Consider the following 16,525-nt stretch of genomic DNA (forward strand, 5'->3'; position numbering starts at 1 on the left):
ATGGACTCCTACGCACTCCTGCTGGGCTCGATGCTCAGCGCCGGCACCGTGCTGGCCATTGCCTCGCTCGGCCTGCTCATCAACGAGAAGGCCGGCATCGTCAACCTCGGCGCCGAGGGCCTGATGCTCTGCGCTGCCATCGCCGGTTTCGCGACCACGGTGCAGACCGGCAGCACCTGGATCGGCTTCCTGGCGGGCATGGCTGTGGGCGCCTTCCTGTCGATGCTGTTCGGCCTGCTGGTGATCTGGCTCAACACCAACCAGTACGCCACCGGGCTGGCGCTGAGCCTGTTCGGCGTGGGCTTCTCGGCCTTTGCCGGCAAGGACTACGTGCAGGCCAAGCTGCCAGAGAGCGTGCAGTACCCGCTGCCCTTCCTGGGGGACATTCCGCTGGTCGGGCCGGCGCTGTTCAGGCACCACCCGATCGTCTACTTCGCGGTGTTCCTGGCCTTCGCGCTGATCTGGTTCCTCTACCGGACGCGCTCGGGGCTGGTGCTGCGCTCGGTCGGCGAATCACCCGAGTCGGCGCATGCGCTGGGCTACCCGGTGCGCCGCATACGCCTGCTGGCGGTGGTCGCGGGCGGCGCGCTGTGCGGGCTGGCGGGCGCCTACCTGTCGGTGGTCTACACGGGCCTGTGGGTGGAGAACATGGTGGCCGGCAAGGGCTGGATCGCACTGGCGCTGACCACCTTTGCGACATGGCGACCGGCGCGGGTCTTGCTTGGTGCCTACCTGTTCGGCGGGGTCACCATGCTGGGCTTTCACCTGCAAAGCGTGGGTGTCGACGTTCCCAGCCAGTTCCTGAACATGATGCCGTACGTTGCCACCATCGTCGTGCTGGCACTGATCTCCCGCAACCCGGCGTTCATCCGCGTGAACATGCCGGCGTCGATCGGAAAACCGTTCTACCCCGGTTCATAATCCGCCCGGATGTGTCTTTTTGTGTTTGCCAACCTGTCCCCTTTTGAGGATTTTCGACAATGACTGATCTGATGAACAAGCGCGCCCTGCTGAAGTTGGCCGCCCTGACCGCCGTGGCTTCGGCCGCACTCGTCGGTTGCGGCAAGAAGGAAGAAGCTGCGGCGCCCGCTGCCCCGCCGGCCGCTCCGGCACCTACCGCCGCCGCGCCCGCGCCGGCGCCGGCCGAGGGTCCGCTGAACATCGCCTTTGCCTATGTCGGCCCCGTGGGCGACGGCGGCTGGACCTTCGCGCACGACAACGCGCGCAAGGCGCTGGAAAAGGAATTCGGCGACAAGATCAAGACCACCTTCGTCGAAAGCGTGCCTGAGTCGGCCGACGCCGAGCGCGTGTTCCGCGACATGGCCAGCCAGGGCAACAAGCTGATCTTCGGCACGACCTTCGGCTACATGGAGCCCATGCTCAAGATCGCGCCCGACTTCCCGGACGTGAAGTTCGAGCACGCCACCGGCTACAAGACCGCGCCGAACATGCGCACCTACGACAGCCGCACCTACGAAGGCGCCTACATGGCCGGCGTGATCGCAGGCGGCATGACCAAGAGCAACCAGCTCGGCGTGGTCGGCTCGGTGCCAATTCCTGAAGTGCTGCGCAACATCAACAGCTTCACCATGGGCGCGCAATCGGTCAACCCGAAGATCACGACCAAGGTGGTGTGGGTCAACGAATGGTTCAGCCCGCCGAAGGAAACCGAAGCGGCCACCGCCCTCATCAATGGCGGCGCCGACGTGCTGTTCCAGAACACCGACTCGCCGGCCGTGCTGAAGACGGCGCAAGAGAAGGGCAAGCGCGCCTTCGGCTGGGATTCCGACATGACTGCCTACGGCCCCAAGGCCCACCTGGCATCGGCCGTCATCAACTGGACGCCGTACTACATCAAGGCCACGCAGGACGTGCTGGACAACAAGTGGACGACCGGCCAGAGCTGGTGGGGCGTGAAGGAAGGCGCGATCGACATCGTGTCGATCGCCGAAGACGTGCCGGCCGACGTCAAGGCCAAGGTCGAGGAGGTCAAGAAGGGCTTGAAGGACGGCAGCTTCCAGATCTGGAAGGGCCCGATCGTCGGCAACGACGGCAAGGAGCTGGTCGCTGCCGGCGCCGTGGCCGACGACAAGTTCCTGTCGGGCGTGAACTTCTACGTCAAGGGCGTGGACGGCAAGGTGCCGGGCGACAAGAAGTAACTCGCTCGCTTTGCTGATGGAGGGCCGCTTTCGAGCGGCCCTTTTGCTTTGACAAAAGCACGCAGAAGTCGCAGAAGGATTCAAGCAAAATTTCAGGCATTCCTTTTGCGACTTCTGCGAAACCTTTGCGACTTCTGCGTTCGGCTGTCCGCTCCCGTATTCGCTGCCGTTGAACTGCACTTCCCACGAACAAGACCCCCACCATGACCACTGTCCGCCCCATTGCCCAAGACCGCCTGCCCGCGCTGCTGCGCGCGATGCCCAAGGCCGAGCTTCACATGCACATCGAGGGCTCGCTGGAGCCTGAGCTGATCTTCGCGCTGGCGCAGCGCAATGCGGTGAGCATCCCTTATGCGAGCGTCGAGGAACTGCGGCGCGCCTATGCCTTCACCAACCTGCAGAGCTTTCTCGACATCTACTACGCCGGCGCCAGCGTGCTGCTGAAGGAGCAGGACTTCTACGACATGGCCTGGGCCTACCTCGAGCGCGCTGCCGCCGACAACGTCATCCACTGCGAGATGTTCTTCGACCCGCAGACCCATACGGCGCGCGGCGTCGACGTCAAGACGGTGATCGACGGCCTGCACCGCGCCTGCGTCGATGCGCAGGCGAAGCTCGGGGTGAGCGCCGCGCTGATCCTGTGCTTCCTGCGCCATCTCAGCGAGGAAGAGGCGTTCGAGACGCTGGAGCAGGCGCTGCCATACCGCGACAAGTTCATCGGCATCGGCCTCGATTCCAGCGAGGTGGGCCATCCGCCGGAGAAATTCGCCAAGGTGTTCGCGCGCTGCCGGGAGTTGGGCTTCCACCTCGTCGCGCATGCCGGTGAGGAAGGCCCGCCCGCCTATGTGTGGAGCGCGCTCGACGTGCTCAAGGTCGAACGCATCGACCACGGCGTGCAGAGCAGCAAGGATCCCGCGCTCATGAGGCGGCTGGCGCAGGACAGGATCCCGCTGACGGTGTGCCCGCTGTCGAACCTCAAGCTCTGCGTGTTCCCGGACCTGTCGAAGCACAACCTTGGCACCTTGCTCGACGCAGGCCTGGTCGCGACGGTCAATTCGGACGACCCTGCGTACTTCGGCGGCTACATGAACGAGAACTTCCTCCAGACCTTCGCCGCGACCGGCCTCTCGGCGCAGCAGGCCTGGCAACTGGCGGCCAACAGCTTCAACGGCAGTTTCATCGAGGCTTCCGCCAAGAAGGCCTACGTCGACCGGCTCAACGCTGCATTCGAGACTTTCGACGCCAGCTGATAGCGCTTCCTGGGCGCCAGCAGCGGCATGGCGACCAGGGCGCAGAGCCGGCTCTGGGGGCTGGGACCTTCAGCGCTTCACGCGCCAATTCCACAGCGCACCGCCCGCCATCAGCACGCAAGTGCCCAGGAACACTGCGCGCATGCCGTAGTGCCCGCCGACGAAACCGCCGAGCAGCGGCCCCACCACCTGCCCGGTGTACTGCGCCGACACCGACCAGCCCAGCATCTGCCCCGCCGCCCGCTCCGGCGCGTTGTGGCGGATCACGCTGGCGATGCAGGGCAGCAGGCCGCCTAGCGACAGCCCCATCAGGAAGCGCAGCAGCACCAGTTGCCAGGACGATGTCACGAAGGCCTGCGGCACCAGCAGCACGGCAGAGACCGCGAGGCAGCCGATGATTACGGTCCAGTGCCCGACGCGGTCCGCCAGCTTGCCGAGACGCGCCGCCGACAGGATGCTGCCCAGCGCCGCGGCCGACATCACCAGCCCGGCCATCAGGGTCACGTGCACCGGGTCGGCCACGAGTTGCGCGACGTAGACCGTGATGATCGGCTCGATCGACATGTTCGCCAGCATCAGCAGCGTGCCGGTGATGAACATCGCGACGATCGGCCCCTTGTCATCAATGGACGCCCAGCCGACCTTCACTTGCGCTCCCTTGGCCACAGGAGGCCGCTTCTCTTCGCGGATCAGCGTCACGGTGGCGAGGAAGGCCACGAAGATCACCGCACCCGCCGCGAAGAAGGTGTTGCGGATGCCGATCAGTGGCGGCAATGCGCCGCCGATCAATGGTCCGACGAGGTTGCCCGCCATGATCGCCGACGACAGCGTGCCGAGCGCCCAGCCGGTGCGCTCCTTGGGCGTCTGCGTGGCCACCAGAACCATCGAGCCGGAGGCATAGCCGCCGAGCAGGCCGGCCAGCAGGCGCAGTCCCACCAGTTGCCACACGTTGTCCGCCACGCCGATCAGGGCCATCGCCACCGACATGCCCAGGCTGGCGCGGATCAGCATCAGCTTGCGCCCATAGAGATCCGCCAGCTTCCCCCACAGCGGCGCGCACAGCGCCGCGCTGAAGAAGGTCGCGCCAAACGCGACGCCCGACCATTGCACGATGGCCGCATGGTCCGTCACACCCAGTTGCTCGACATACAGCGGCAGGAAGGGCAGCAGCAGCGTCATCGCGACGATGGTCGTGAACGAGCCGAACATGCAGACGATGAGATTGCGCCGCCAATGCGGTTGCGGGGATGCTTCAGGCATCCTCCGATTCTGCGGCGCGCCCGCGCTGCGGGCCCATGCCGATTCACGGCGCGGGCCATCGCGCCCCAAGGCGTCGCGATGGCCCCTGACGGGCCTCAATGCGCCTGCGAAGGCACCGCCAGGTCCGGCATCACGTTCATGATGCGCAGCGTCTGCTGCACCACCTGGCTGAACACCGGCGCCGCGACCAGCCCGCCGAAGTACTTGCCCGCCCCAGGCTCGTCGACCATCACCGCGACGATGATGCGTGGCTTGTCGATCGGCGACATGCCGGTGTACCAGGCGCGGTACTTGTTGCCGGCGTAGCCCTTGCCCTCCTGCTTGTGGGCGGTGCCGGTCTTTCCGCCGACCGAATAGCCGACCGTCTGCGCCAGCGGCGCCGTGCCGCCGGGCGCCGCGGCCAGGTGCATCATCTGCCGCACCTCGCTCGCGATCTGCGGCGTGAACACCGGGATGCCGACCGGCGGCGCATCGCTCTTGAGCAGCTTCACCGGGATCACCTCGCCACCGTGCGCGAACGCGGTGTAGGCATGCGCGATCTGGAACAGCGAGGCCGACAAGCCATAGCCATAGGACATGGTGGCCTGCTCGATCGGCCTCCATGCCTTCCACGGCCGCAGCCGCCCGGTGATGGCGCCCGGAAACTCCGTCTGCGGCTTCTGCCCGAAGCCGAGCGAAGTGAACGAATCCCACATCTCGTGCGGCGTCATGCGCTGCGAGATCCTGGTCGCGCCGACGTTGCTCGACTTCTGGATCACGCCGATGACGTTGAGCACGCCGAAGTTCTCGTCATCGTGGATGGTGGCGCCGGCCACCGTGATGCGGCCCGGGTTGGTGTCGATGATCGTCTGCGGCGTGATGCGGCCCAGCTGCAGCGCGGTGGCGACGGTGATGGGCTTCATCGTCGAGCCGGGCTCGAACACGTCGGTCATCGCGCGGTTGCGCAGGTGGTCGCCGCTGAGGTCGCTTCGGTCGTTGGGGTTGAAGCTGGGGTAGTTGGCCATCGCGAGCAACTCGCCGGTCACTGCATCGACCACCACGCAACTGCCGGCCTTCGCCTTGTTCTCGATCACCGCGTCGCGGATCTTCTCGTAGGCGACGTACTGGATCCGTTCGTCGATGCTGAGCTGCACGTCGTCGCCGTTGTCCGGCGGCACCGCCTCGCCCACGTCTTCCACCACGCGCCCGAGCCGGTCCTTGATGACGCGGCGCGAGCCGGCCTTGCCGGCCAGACTGTGGTCGAAGGCCAGCTCCACGCCTTCCTGGCCCTGCTCCTCGATGTTGGTGAAGCCGGCCACATGCGCAGCGGCCTCGCCTTCAGGGTAGAGGCGCTTGAAGTCGCTGCGCTGGTAGAGGCCCTTGATGTTGAGCTCTGCCAGCTTGCGCGCGACGGCCACGTCGACCTGGCGCTTGATCCAGACGAAGCTCTTGTCCTCGTCGGCCAGCTTCTTGTCGAAGTCCTTCTGTGGCATGCCCAGCACTTGCGCGGCATCGCGCAGCCTGGCCTGCACGCTCGGGTCGTCGCGCTCGATGTCCTCCGGGATGGCCCAGATGCTGGGCGCCGGCACGTCGGCCGCGAGGATCTGGCCGTTGCGGTCCAGGATGCGGCCGCGGCTGGCCGGCATGTCGAGCGTGCGCACGAAGCGAACCTCGCCCTGGTGAATGAAATACTGGTTGTTGAAGACCTCGACATAGGCCGCACGCGCAGCCAGCAGCGCGAAGCCGAATGCCATGCTGCCGACGATGAACTTGCTGCGCCACAGCGGCGTCTTGCTTGCGAGCAGGGGACTGGTGGCGTATCGGACGCCGGGGCCATTGCGGCTCATGAAAGGCTGCTCACGGTTGTTGATGTTGGTTGGAGAGGGTTGCGAGGCACGGGATAGACGGGCAGCCGTTGGCGAAGTTCCGCCGCGCCAGGGCATTTCGAAGGCCCGGGGCCGCGCCGCTAAAATACCGCCCGCACCGCTGCTCCGAGGCGCCGCATTTTTTCAACCACCCGGGGCCATGTAGAGGACTACCATGTACAAAAACCTCGTGGCCGCGATCGCGGCTGCCTGCGCTTTTTCATCTCCCGCTTTTTCCCAGACCCCCGCGCCCGCCAGTGCGCCGCTCAAGGTCGGCTTCGTCTACGTTGCGCCGCTGACCGATGCCGGCTGGGTCCATCAGCACGAGCTGGGCCGCAAGGCCGTCGAGGCTGCGCTACCCGGCAAGGTCAAGACCACCTATGTCGAGAACGTCTCCGAAGGCGCCGACGCCGAGCGCGTCATCCGTGACCTGGCCCAGCAAGGCAACAAGCTCATCTTCACCCCGAGCTTCGGCTACATGGAGCCGACGCTGAAGGTGGCGCGCGACTTCCCCGACGTGAAGTTCGAATCGGTGACCGGCCTCAAGACGGCTGACAACGTCGCCATCTCCAACGCGCGCTACTACGAGGGCCGCTACCTGGCCGGCGTCGCCGCGGGCCGCATGACGAAGACGCACCTGGCCGGCTACGTCGCGGGCTTCCCGATCCCCGAGGTGCTGCAGGGCATCAACGCCTTCACGCTTGGCATGCGCTCGGTCGACCCGAAGGCGCAGGTCAAGGTCGTGTGGCTCGACGAATGGTTCAACCCGCCGAGGGAGCGCGATGCCGCGATGTCACTGTTCAACCAGGACGTCGACGTGATCGCCTTCCACACCGGCTCCACCGCCGTCATGAGCGCCGCCCAGGAGCGCGGCAAGATGGCCGTGGCCTACCACTCCGACATGCGCAAGGTGGCGCCCGACGCCCAGATCGTCGCCGTCACGCACGAGTGGGGCGGCTACTACACGCAGCGCGCCCGCGCCGTGCTGGACGGCACCTGGAAAAGCGGCTCGATCTGGGGCGGCGTGAAGGAAGGAATGATCCGCGTCGGCGATTTCGGCAGCAAGGTGCCGAAGTCCGTACAGGACGAGGTGCTGGCCCGCCAGCGCGACATCGGCAGCGGCAAGCTCCTGCCCTTTGCCGCGACGGCCGACGTGCGCGACAACCAGGGCCGCGTGGTAATCCCGAAGGGAAGCTCGCTCACGGATGCCCAGATCCTGCAGATGAACTGGCTGGTCGAAGGCGTGCAGGGCAAGGTGAGTCGCCAGGGCGCTTGATGACTCAGCAAGCTTGGGGACCCTGAAGGTGCGGAGATCCCGTAGCGAGGGCGGTGTCCGCTGCAGGAATATTCACACCTTCAGTCGATGAAGCCGCGCGTGCGCTTGAAGTACGCCGCATCTTCCGGAATCGACTTGATGCGAACCGCGGGCTGCCCGGCATAGAGCACGCACTCCTCGGCATGCGCCTTGTTCAGCACCGATCCCGCACCCAGGATGCAGCGATCGGGCAGCACCGCCCCGCCGATCGCGGTGATGCGCGTGCCCACCAGGCAATAGGCGCCGATCGAGATCGGCTTGCAGTCCTGGCGCGCCGTCACGGCGTCGATGCCGTGCGTGATGAGCTGCGAGTGATATCCGGCCACGGTCGTGAAGGCGCCGATCGAGACGCGGTCGGTGCAATCGATGATGTGCGACTTGGTGATGGCGGCATGGGCGCCGAGCAGCAGGGCGGGGTCGCGCCCCGTTCGATGCGAGAAATGGGCGCCCGCGGGCGGGTGGCCGGTGATCCAGTTGCCCCGCTCGATGCGTGAATATTCGCCGCACGCCACGCGTCCCAGGTGAATGGCGACATTGAAATGCCCGATGTACGCATGCTCGCCCATCTCCAGTTCACCCGGGAAGATGTACGAGAGCCCGATGCGCGCGCTGTCCGCGATGCGATAGCCCCACACCTTGCGCAGCAGCCAGCGCTTCAGCGGCCAGGGTAGGGCCACGACGAGGAGCGACAGCAGCTTCTTCATGCGGCTTGGCGGGCGTCGATCGCCTTGCGGTAGGTGTCGATGTAGCCCCGGGCCATGCGCTCGGACGTATAGAAGGAGGCGTTCTCGAGACCCAGCCTGCGCATCTCATCCAGGCGCGGCGCGGCCTGCTCGATCGCGCTTGCGAGTCCATCGGCGTCTTCCGGCTGCACATAGACCGCGGCCGTGCCGCCGATCTCGTTCATCGGCGCCACGTCGGAGGTGAACACCGGGCAGCCGCAGGCCTGCGCCTCGATGATGGGCCAGCCGAAGCCCTCCTGCAGCGAGGGAAACAGCAGGGCCGTGGCCTGCGAATAGAGCGCGCACAAATCTTCATGCGACACGTTCTTGGCCAGGATGATCTTGTCGGAGACTCCGCTGGAGCGGGCGAGTTCATCCAGCGGAGGGGACAGTGGCGGCCCCACGATCAGCAACTTGTCGGCCACCGGCGGCTGCCCGCTCGCGACGGCGCGCCGCTGCAACTCGATGAACGCCCTGATGATGGTGATGCGGTTCTTGCGCGGCATGTCGGCGCCAATGTGCATCACATAGCGGTCCTGCGGTCCCAGGCCGACTTTGCAGACCACGGGTGCGGCGGCCTCGGGCGCCACCGGCGCGAAGGCAGCGTTGAGGCCATTCAGGACCACGCCCACCTTGCCTTCCTGGGCCAGGCGCAGTTCCAGCAGGTGGCGGCGCGTCAGGTGGGATACGCAGGCGACTTCATCGGTGCGGTCCAGCCCTTTGGAGATCAGTCGCTGGAAGACGCGCCCGGTCCAGCCCACATTCCAGCCGGGAATCATGCCGAGACCGGCCTGGATCGCGATGACGTCGTGGCAGGTCACGATATTCGGCCTCGCGGTCACGCGGGGCACGTACATCGCGTTGGAGTGGTCCGTGACATGCACCACGTCGGCCCAGCGCACATGCCGCTTCAGCGTGAACGGGAACAGCACGAACTTGTCGACATAGCCCACCCATTTCCGCAGGCGCTCGGGCCACGGCAGCCGCTGCACCCAGGGCATGGGCGTGACCAGGCGCACGTCATGGCCCAGCCGCGTCATTTCGCGTTGGATGACGGCCTGGAACAACAGCATGCTCGTCTGCCCGTCCGCGGGCAGGTTACCTATCAGCAGCACTTTCATTGATTGCAGAGATCCAGATCCGGGGGAAGGGGTCGAGTTCTCAAGGAAAGGGCTCCCTGGAATTCACGACGATTGTGTACGGTTGCGGATACTAATTATCGGTACGCAAGCATCATTGACGTGGCGTTTCTGCTTAAGCTACCCCCCATGAAAGCGTACCGTGCCTCACTTTTGCGATTTGATTTCGATGGAGGCGCCCTGTTTGACGAAGATGGCTTGCTGGTCGTCGGCGCCGATTCCCGCGGTCGGCAGGTCGTGGTCGACGCCGGGCCATGGCACCAGGTGGTCCCTCGCCATGCCGGCCTCGACGCAATAAGCCTACCCGGGCGCATCCTGGCGCCGGGATTCATCGACATGCATATCCATTTCCCGCAGACCGACATCATCGGGGCGCCTGCGGATGGGTTGCTCCCATGGCTGGAGAACTACACCTTCCCTGCCGAGAGCCAGTTTGCCGACCCGGCGCATGCCGCGCAGGTGGCCGAGGTCTTCCTGGACGAGTTGATGCGCAATGGCGTGACCACCGCGCTCACCTTCGCCACCTCGCACCCGAGTTCCGTCGAAGCCATCTTTTCGGCGGCACAGCGGCGCAAGCTGCGCATGATGGCTGGCAAGGTGCTTCAGGATCGTCATTCGCCAGATGGTGTACGGGACGAAACTGAACAGAGCCTGATCGACACCGAAGCGCTGATCCGGCGCTGGCACAACGTCGACCGCCTCGGCTATGCCATCACCCCGCGCTTTGCGCCGACCTGCACCGACGAGCAATTGCGCGGCGCAGGCAAGCTGGCCGCGCGCTATCCCGACACCTGGATCCACACCCACGTGGCCGAGAACGAGGACGAGGTGAAGTGGGTCATGAAGCTGTTCCCCAAGGCGCGCTCCTACCTGGACGTCTACCTTGGCTTCGACCTGATGCGCGAGCGATCGATTTATGCGCACTGCATCCATTTCGACGACGACGATCGCCGCCTCATGCGCGAGACCGGTGCGGCTGCTGCCGTCAGCCCGACCAGCAATCTGTTCCTGGGCAGCGGGTTCTTCGATTTCGAGGGCGCCGATCGCATCGGCTACCGCTATGGGCTGGCCAGCGACGTGGGCGGCGGCACCAGCTTCAGCCCCTTCCACACCATGCTCGCCGCCTACTACGTGGGTCGCGAGGGCCGGACCAAGCCGGGCCTGAGCATCCCGCCCTCGCAACTGTGGTGGCGTCACACCGCCGGCGCGGCGCGTGCGTTGGGACTCGATGGCGTGATCGGCAACCTGCAGCCCGGCTGCGAGGCCGACTTCCTGGTGCTGGACCCCAAGGCGACGCCGCTGCTGGCGCGCAAGACCGGGCGGGCCAACAGCCTGGAGGAACTGCTGTTTTCGCTGATCGTGCTGGGCGACGACCGGGTGATCGAGCGGACGGTGATCTCGCAAGCGGCGCCCTCGGCGGGTGGCGTGCCAAAATCCACGCCCACTTCCCGCAGCCCCGACTTCACATGAGCATCAAGAGCGACAAATGGATCCGGCGCATGGCCGAGAGCAACGGCATGATCGAGCCCTTCGAGCCGGGCCAGATCCGCGAACGCGAAGGCCACAAGATCATCAGCTACGGCACCTCCAGCTATGGCTATGACATCCGCTGCGCGCCGGAATTCAAGGTTTTCACCAACATTCACAGCACGGTGGTCGACCCCAAGAACTTCGACGAGAAGAGCTTCGTCGACATGCATGGCGACTACTGCATCATCCCGCCCAACAGCTTCGCGCTGGCGCGCACCGTCGAGTACTTCCGCATCCCGCGCAACGTACTGACCATCTGCCTCGGCAAGAGCACTTATGCGCGCTGCGGCATCATCGTCAACGTGACGCCCTTCGAGCCCGAATGGGAAGGCTACGTGACGCTGGAGTTCAGCAACACCACGCCGCTGCCGGCCAAGATCTACGCGGGCGAAGGCTGCGCGCAGGTGCTGTTCTTCGAGAGCGACGAGGTCTGCGAGACCAGCTACAAGGACCGTGGCGGCAAGTACCAGGGTCAGCGCGGCGTGACGCTTCCAAAGGCCTGAGTTCCTACGCCCGCTTGCGCCGCGCGCTCCCAGCCGTCGTGCGCACGCTCGTTCAGCATGGCGCTGCCGTCGCGCACCGGGCGCGTCGCTCCAAAGGGGACCTTCATGCTGGATTCGATCAACGAGGTGCGCCAACTGTCGCCGCTGCGCAAGTTGCTGGTTGCCGTACTCGTGGCGATCGTGTTGGCGCAAGCCGTGGCCATGGCGATGATTGCCCACTCCCAGGTCCGCGCGGCCGAGTGGCGCGCGGCTGCCGAAGCGCAACGTCGCACGGAGGTCGCGCAACGCCCGTCGCGCCCGGCGGCGTTGGGGGATGGCGTCATGACCGTCGGTTACACGCCCCACCGTTGAGCCATTACTATTCACGCGCTATCCGGCGCCGCCGGTGAGGAGACAGCCATGAGATGGGAAGGCAACGAACAATCGGACAACGTCGAGGATCGACGGGATGGTGGCGGCGGAGGAGGCGGCGGATTCATCGGCGGTCGCAGTATCGGCATCGGCACGATCGCGGTGGCGTTGATCGGCGGATGGGTGCTGGGTATCAACCCGCTCACCATGCTCGGCATGCTCAGCGGCGGCGGCTCGCCGCAAGTGCAGCAGCAACCCGGGCCGGCCCACAAGCCGCCCGCCAACGATCGCGAAGCGGCCTTCGTGTCCACCGTGCTCAAGAATACCGAAGTCGTGTGGACGGCGATCTTCCAGCAGAACGGCAAGACCTACACGCCGCCCCGGCTCGTGCTCTTTCGCAACGCCACGCCCACCGCTTGCGGCACCGGCCAGTCGGCCATGGGCCCGTTCTACTGCCCCGGCGACAAGAAGGTCTACATCGACCTGGCTTTTTACGACACGCTCAAGAACCGCCTGGGCGCGCCTGGCGAGTTTGCGCAGGCGTACGTGATCGCGCACGAGGTCGGCCACCATGTGCAGGATGAACTCGGCGTGACCGGCAAGGTCGACGCGATGCGCAATCGCCTCAGCGAGACCCAGAACAACGCCCTGAGCGTGCGCGTCGAACTGCAGGCGGATTGCTTCGCGGGCGTTTGGGCCCGCAATTCGCAGGAGTCGAAGCAATGGCTCGATCCCGGCGATATCGAGGCGGCCATGAACGCCGCGCAGAAGATCGGTGACGACGCGCTGCAGCGTTCGGCGGGGCGCGCGGTGGTGCCGGACAGCTTCACCCACGGCACCAGCGCCCAGCGCCAGCACTGGTTTGGCGCTGGTTATGAGAGCGGCAAGATCCAGTCCTGCGATACCTTCGCGGCGCGCAGCCTCTAGCGCTGCCGTAGTCTGGCGCGGAACGAATCCCGGTCAGGCCGCGACTTTTTTCCTGGCCTTTGCAGGAATGGCGGTGTCCAGCATGTGCGCTGCGATGGCGCGGGCCGTAGCTGCCGCGCCGCTGCCGAACTCGAGCTGGCCGGACACCGAGGCGCCGTCATAGAGCAGCATCAGCTGCCGCGCCAGCGCTTCCGGATCGGCGGCGCCGGCGTCCCGGGCCAGCCCCGTGAAGAGCTCCCGCATCCAGCCCCGCGCGTCGTCGCAGGTGGACTGGATGACGCCGCCTGCCTTTGATTCGCTGGCCGCGCGATTGAAGGCGCAACCGCGGAAATTGCCGCTTGCCATGAGGTCTTCCATGGCATCGAACACGCCGAGCAGGCGGTCCCGCGGAGTCGTGTACGTCGCGAGCCTCGCGGTGATGCGCAGCCTGCGCGCCTCCTGCCGGGACTGCAGGTAGGCGCGAATCAGTTCTTCCTTGCTGCCGAAGCAGTCGTAGAGCGAGGCCTTGGCCACGCCGGCGCGCTCGATCACGCGCTCGATGCCGACGGTGTGGATGCCGCCTTCATAGAACAGCTCGTCGGCAGCCGCCAGCAAGCGCTCGCGGGCGGAGCCGCGCTGCGGGGCAAGGGATTTTTTCGTTTCCATGGGCTTGACATTACCAGACCGGTCTGTACACTGCAACCACCAGACAGACTTGTCTGTTCGATGTCAGCCAGCTCGAACGAAGAGGCCGCCCACCATGACCAATGCCCGCACCAGCCTTTCTCACCCCGCCGCCGTGCTGCCGGCCGCTCGGCGCCTGTCGCCCAATGCGGCTTTCCTGCTGCAGGCCTCGATCACGCTGGGCTTCCTGGCCGGGTCGAGCGCGCCGACGCCCTTCTATGCGATCTACCAGCGCGCCTGGGGCTTCTCGTCGACGATGCTGACGGTCGCGTTCGGCGTCTATGCGATCGCGGTGCTGTTGGCGCTGCTGTTCGGCGGTCGGCTGTCGGACCACGTGGGCCGCCGGCCGGTGCTGATCGGCGCGGCGCTGGCCCAGGCGGCAAGCATGGTGATCTTCGCCAATGCCGATGGCTTGTCGGACCTGCTGCTGGCGCGCGTGGTGCAGGGTGTCTCGGCAGGCGTGGCCATCGCCACGGCCGGGGCCGGGCTGCTGGACATCGACAAGAGTCGCGGCGCGCTGGCCAATTCGCTTGCGCCGATGATGGGCACGGCCGTCGGCGGACTGGCCGCGGGGCTGATGATCCGCTACCTGCCCGCGCCGATGCACCTGGTCTACGCAGTGCTGGGCGTCGTGTTCGTGGCGCAGGCGGCGCTCGTGTACTTCATGGCGGAGACCGCGGCCGTGAAGGGCGGCGCGCTGGCGTCGCTGCGGCCCCGCATGTCGGTGCCGGTTGGCGTGCGCGGGCCGCTGTTGCGCGTCACGCCGGCGCTGGTGTCGGTGTGGGCCCTGGCCGGTTTCTATGCGTCCCTGGGGCCGACCCTGCTGATCGGTCTCACCGGCGGCGCCGGCTCGGTGATCCTGGGCAGCAGCGCGTTGTTCGTGCTGGCCGGCAGTGGCGCCCTGTCCGTCCTCGCGACGCGGGCGCTGGAGCCTCATGCATTGCTGCGACTCGGCGCGAGTGCCCTGCTGGTGGGCATGTCCACGGCCATGGCCGCCGTGGCGCTGCGCATGCCGGCTCTGTTCCTGCTCGGCACGGCGCTGGCCGGCGTCGGCTTCGGCACAGGATTCCAGGGCGCGCTGCGGACCATCGTTGCGCTGATCCAGCCGCAGGAGCGCGCCGGCGTGCTGGCGGTGCTGTTCGTGATCTCGTACCTGGCGATGGGCCTGCCGGCGATGATCGCGGGTTACGACGTCGCGCACCAGGGCGACATCGCGCGCACGGCGTACGAGTTCGGCTCGGGCGTGATCCTGCTGTCGGCGCTGGCATTCTTCGGCGCGGTCCGGCGCTGATCCGGCACGCCGGATTGCGGGGTTTTTCTCTGGTTTTTTGCTCAGATTTGCGGCAGTGCGACAATCGAGGGTTAATGACCAGTTCTTTTTCCAATCTTTCGCTGGCTGAACCGCTGGCGCGCGCCGTGGCCGAAATGGGCTACGAGACCATGACCCCGATCCAGGAGCAAGCCATTCCGGTGGTGCTCGCGGGTCAGGACGTGATGGGCGCGGCCCAGACCGGGACCGGCAAGACGGCAGCCTTCGCGCTGCCCCTGCTGCAGCGGATGCTCAAGCACGAAAACGCTTCCACTTCGCCGGCGCGCCATCCGGTGCGCGCCCTGGTGCTGCTGCCCACGCGCGAACTCGCCGTGCAGGTCGCGCAACAGGTCGAGCTGTACGCCAAGTACACGAACCTGCGCAGCGCGGTCGTGTTCGGCGGCATGGACATGAAGCCGCAGACGCTGGAGCTCAAGAGGGGTGTCGAAGTGCTCGTGGCCACGCCCGGCCGTTTGCTCGACCACATCGAGGCCAAGAACGCGGTGCTCAACCAGGTCGAGTACGTGGTGCTCGACGAAGCCGACCGGATGCTGGACATCGGCTTCCTGCCGGACCTGCAGCGGATCCTCAGCTACCTGCCCAAGCAGCGCACCACGTTGCTGTTCTCCGCGACCTTCTCGCCGGAAATCAAGCGGCTGGCCGGCAGCTACCTGCAGAACCCGGTCACGATCGAGGTGGCCCGGCCGAACGAGACGGCCTCCACCGTCGAGCAGCATTTCTACAGCGTGAGCGACGACGACAAGCGTCGCGCGCTCAAGCAGATCGTGCGTCAGCGCGGCATCACGCAGGCCTTCGTGTTCGTCAACAGCAAGCTCGGTTGCGCGAGGCTCGCGCGTTCGCTGGAGCGCGAGGGCCTCAAGACCACGGCGCTGCACGGCGACAAGAGCCAGGACGAGCGCCTGAAGGCCCTGGACGCTTTCAAGAAGGGCGAGGTCGACCTGCTCGTGTGCACCGACGTCGCGGCGCGCGGCCTCGACATCAAGGACGTGCCGGCGGTGTTCAACTTCGACATCCCGTTCAACGCCGAGGACTACGTCCACCGCATCGGCCGCACCGGCCGTGCCGGCGCTTCCGGCCTGGCCGTGAGCTTTGCCAGCGGCGGCAACGATGCGCGCCTGGTGGCCGACATCGAGAAGCTGATCAAGAACAAGATCGAACTCGAAGCCCTCGAGTTCGATGAAGACCGTCCGCGTGGCCGCATCAACGACGGCCGTCGCCACTGGCGCGAAGAGGGCGAGGCCGGCGATGCGCGCGACGTGCTGGACGCGCCGCGCGAACGCGGTGGCGAGTTGCGTGGGTTGCGCGGCGGTGGTCGTCCGCACCGTGCGCCCGCCGCGCCGCGCGATCCGTTCTTCGACCAGCCCTACGAACCGGGCCAGCGCGAGGCCGCACCGGCATGGGAAGCGGCTGCGAAGAGCACGCCCCCGGTGCGCGGCATCTCGGCCAACATCAAGAGCAAGCGCAAGGTCGCCGCCCTGTTCAAGACCCCTGAGCCGAGCAACTGAAGCTCAAGCCGGACGCGCGACGACAAA

Annotated in this window: 15 protein-coding genes; 10 read left to right on the plus strand and 5 right to left on the minus strand. The window is 66.4% G+C overall.

Going from position 1 to position 16,525, the window contains the following annotated elements; translation table 11 throughout:
* From HCU76_RS02190 to HCU76_RS02200, 3 genes are all read left to right on the plus strand, one after another.
* Complete coding sequence (locus HCU76_RS02190; protein ID WP_218508315.1) at positions 1 to 921, plus strand: ABC transporter permease; 921 nt, start codon at positions 1 to 3, stop codon at positions 919 to 921.
* Between the two features lie 59 nt (positions 922 to 980).
* The gene (locus HCU76_RS02195) at positions 981 to 2,159 is read left to right on the plus strand and encodes a BMP family ABC transporter substrate-binding protein (protein WP_218508316.1); all 1,179 of its coding nucleotides are present in this window, start codon (positions 981 to 983) and stop codon (positions 2,157 to 2,159) included.
* 203 nt (positions 2,160 to 2,362) lie between these two features.
* Positions 2,363 to 3,409 (plus strand): adenosine deaminase, encoded by a 1,047-nt coding sequence (locus HCU76_RS02200; protein ID WP_218508317.1) that lies wholly within the window; start codon positions 2,363 to 2,365, stop codon positions 3,407 to 3,409.
* A 69-nt stretch (positions 3,410 to 3,478) separates the two neighbouring features.
* On the opposite strand, the gene HCU76_RS02205 is transcribed toward HCU76_RS02200, so the two are convergent.
* The gene (locus tag HCU76_RS02205; protein ID WP_256353921.1) at positions 3,479 to 4,669 is read right to left on the minus strand and encodes an MFS transporter; all 1,191 of its coding nucleotides are present in this window, start codon (positions 4,667 to 4,669) and stop codon (positions 3,479 to 3,481) included.
* 95 nt (positions 4,670 to 4,764) lie between these two features.
* Positions 4,765 to 6,495: a penicillin-binding protein 2 gene (locus tag HCU76_RS02210; RefSeq protein ID WP_218508318.1), complete on the minus strand. Its 1,731-nt coding sequence runs from the start codon at positions 6,493 to 6,495 to the stop codon at positions 4,765 to 4,767.
* A 193-nt stretch (positions 6,496 to 6,688) separates the two neighbouring features.
* Here HCU76_RS02210 and HCU76_RS02215 point away from each other — a divergent pair, with 193 nt between their 5' ends.
* Complete coding sequence (locus tag HCU76_RS02215) at positions 6,689 to 7,789, plus strand: BMP family ABC transporter substrate-binding protein (RefSeq protein ID WP_218508319.1); 1,101 nt, start codon at positions 6,689 to 6,691, stop codon at positions 7,787 to 7,789.
* An 80-nt stretch (positions 7,790 to 7,869) separates the two neighbouring features.
* Here the strand turns inward: HCU76_RS02215 and HCU76_RS02220 are convergent, their stop codons facing one another.
* Entirely contained in the window at positions 7,870 to 8,532 is a 663-nt protein-coding gene (locus HCU76_RS02220) for an acyltransferase (protein ID WP_213957875.1), read from the minus strand.
* The gene (locus HCU76_RS02225) at positions 8,529 to 9,671 is read right to left on the minus strand and encodes a glycosyltransferase family 1 protein (RefSeq protein ID WP_218508320.1); all 1,143 of its coding nucleotides are present in this window, start codon (positions 9,669 to 9,671) and stop codon (positions 8,529 to 8,531) included. Before HCU76_RS02225 ends, HCU76_RS02220 begins: the two co-directional genes overlap by 4 nt.
* A gap of 147 nt (positions 9,672 to 9,818) precedes the next feature.
* On the opposite strand from HCU76_RS02225, the gene guaD reads away from it, so the two are divergent.
* The 4 genes from guaD (at position 9,819) to HCU76_RS02245 (ending at position 13,000) form a co-directional block, all read left to right on the plus strand.
* A complete protein-coding gene (gene guaD, locus HCU76_RS02230; RefSeq protein ID WP_218508321.1) occupies positions 9,819 to 11,159 on the plus strand; it encodes a guanine deaminase in 1,341 nt (446 codons plus the stop codon).
* The gene (gene dcd, locus HCU76_RS02235; protein ID WP_213957872.1) at positions 11,156 to 11,722 is read left to right on the plus strand and encodes a dCTP deaminase; all 567 of its coding nucleotides are present in this window, start codon (positions 11,156 to 11,158) and stop codon (positions 11,720 to 11,722) included. The genes guaD and dcd overlap by 4 nt, the downstream gene beginning before the upstream one ends.
* A 105-nt stretch (positions 11,723 to 11,827) precedes the next feature.
* Positions 11,828 to 12,073: a hypothetical protein gene (locus HCU76_RS02240; RefSeq protein ID WP_218508322.1), complete on the plus strand. Its 246-nt coding sequence runs from the start codon at positions 11,828 to 11,830 to the stop codon at positions 12,071 to 12,073.
* A gap of 48 nt (positions 12,074 to 12,121) precedes the next feature.
* Positions 12,122 to 13,000 (plus strand): neutral zinc metallopeptidase, encoded by an 879-nt coding sequence (locus tag HCU76_RS02245; protein WP_213957870.1) that lies wholly within the window; start codon positions 12,122 to 12,124, stop codon positions 12,998 to 13,000.
* A 33-nt stretch (positions 13,001 to 13,033) separates the two neighbouring features.
* On the opposite strand, the gene HCU76_RS02250 is transcribed toward HCU76_RS02245, so the two are convergent.
* Positions 13,034 to 13,645: a TetR/AcrR family transcriptional regulator gene (locus tag HCU76_RS02250; RefSeq protein WP_213957869.1), complete on the minus strand. Its 612-nt coding sequence runs from the start codon at positions 13,643 to 13,645 to the stop codon at positions 13,034 to 13,036.
* Between the two features lie 94 nt (positions 13,646 to 13,739).
* Between HCU76_RS02250 and HCU76_RS02255 the strand changes: the two genes are divergently transcribed.
* Together HCU76_RS02255 and HCU76_RS02260 are read left to right on the plus strand one after the other, a co-directional pair.
* The gene (locus HCU76_RS02255) at positions 13,740 to 14,954 is read left to right on the plus strand and encodes an MFS transporter (protein ID WP_218508323.1); all 1,215 of its coding nucleotides are present in this window, start codon (positions 13,740 to 13,742) and stop codon (positions 14,952 to 14,954) included.
* A 74-nt stretch (positions 14,955 to 15,028) separates the two neighbouring features.
* Entirely contained in the window at positions 15,029 to 16,498 is a 1,470-nt protein-coding gene (locus HCU76_RS02260; protein ID WP_218508324.1) for a DEAD/DEAH box helicase, read from the plus strand.
* Positions 16,499 to 16,525: the final 27 nt, after the last annotated feature.

Origin of the sequence: Variovorax sp. dw_308, assembly GCF_019207085.1 — a bacterium.
In the GTDB taxonomy this organism is placed as follows: domain Bacteria; phylum Pseudomonadota; class Gammaproteobacteria; order Burkholderiales; family Burkholderiaceae_C; genus Variovorax.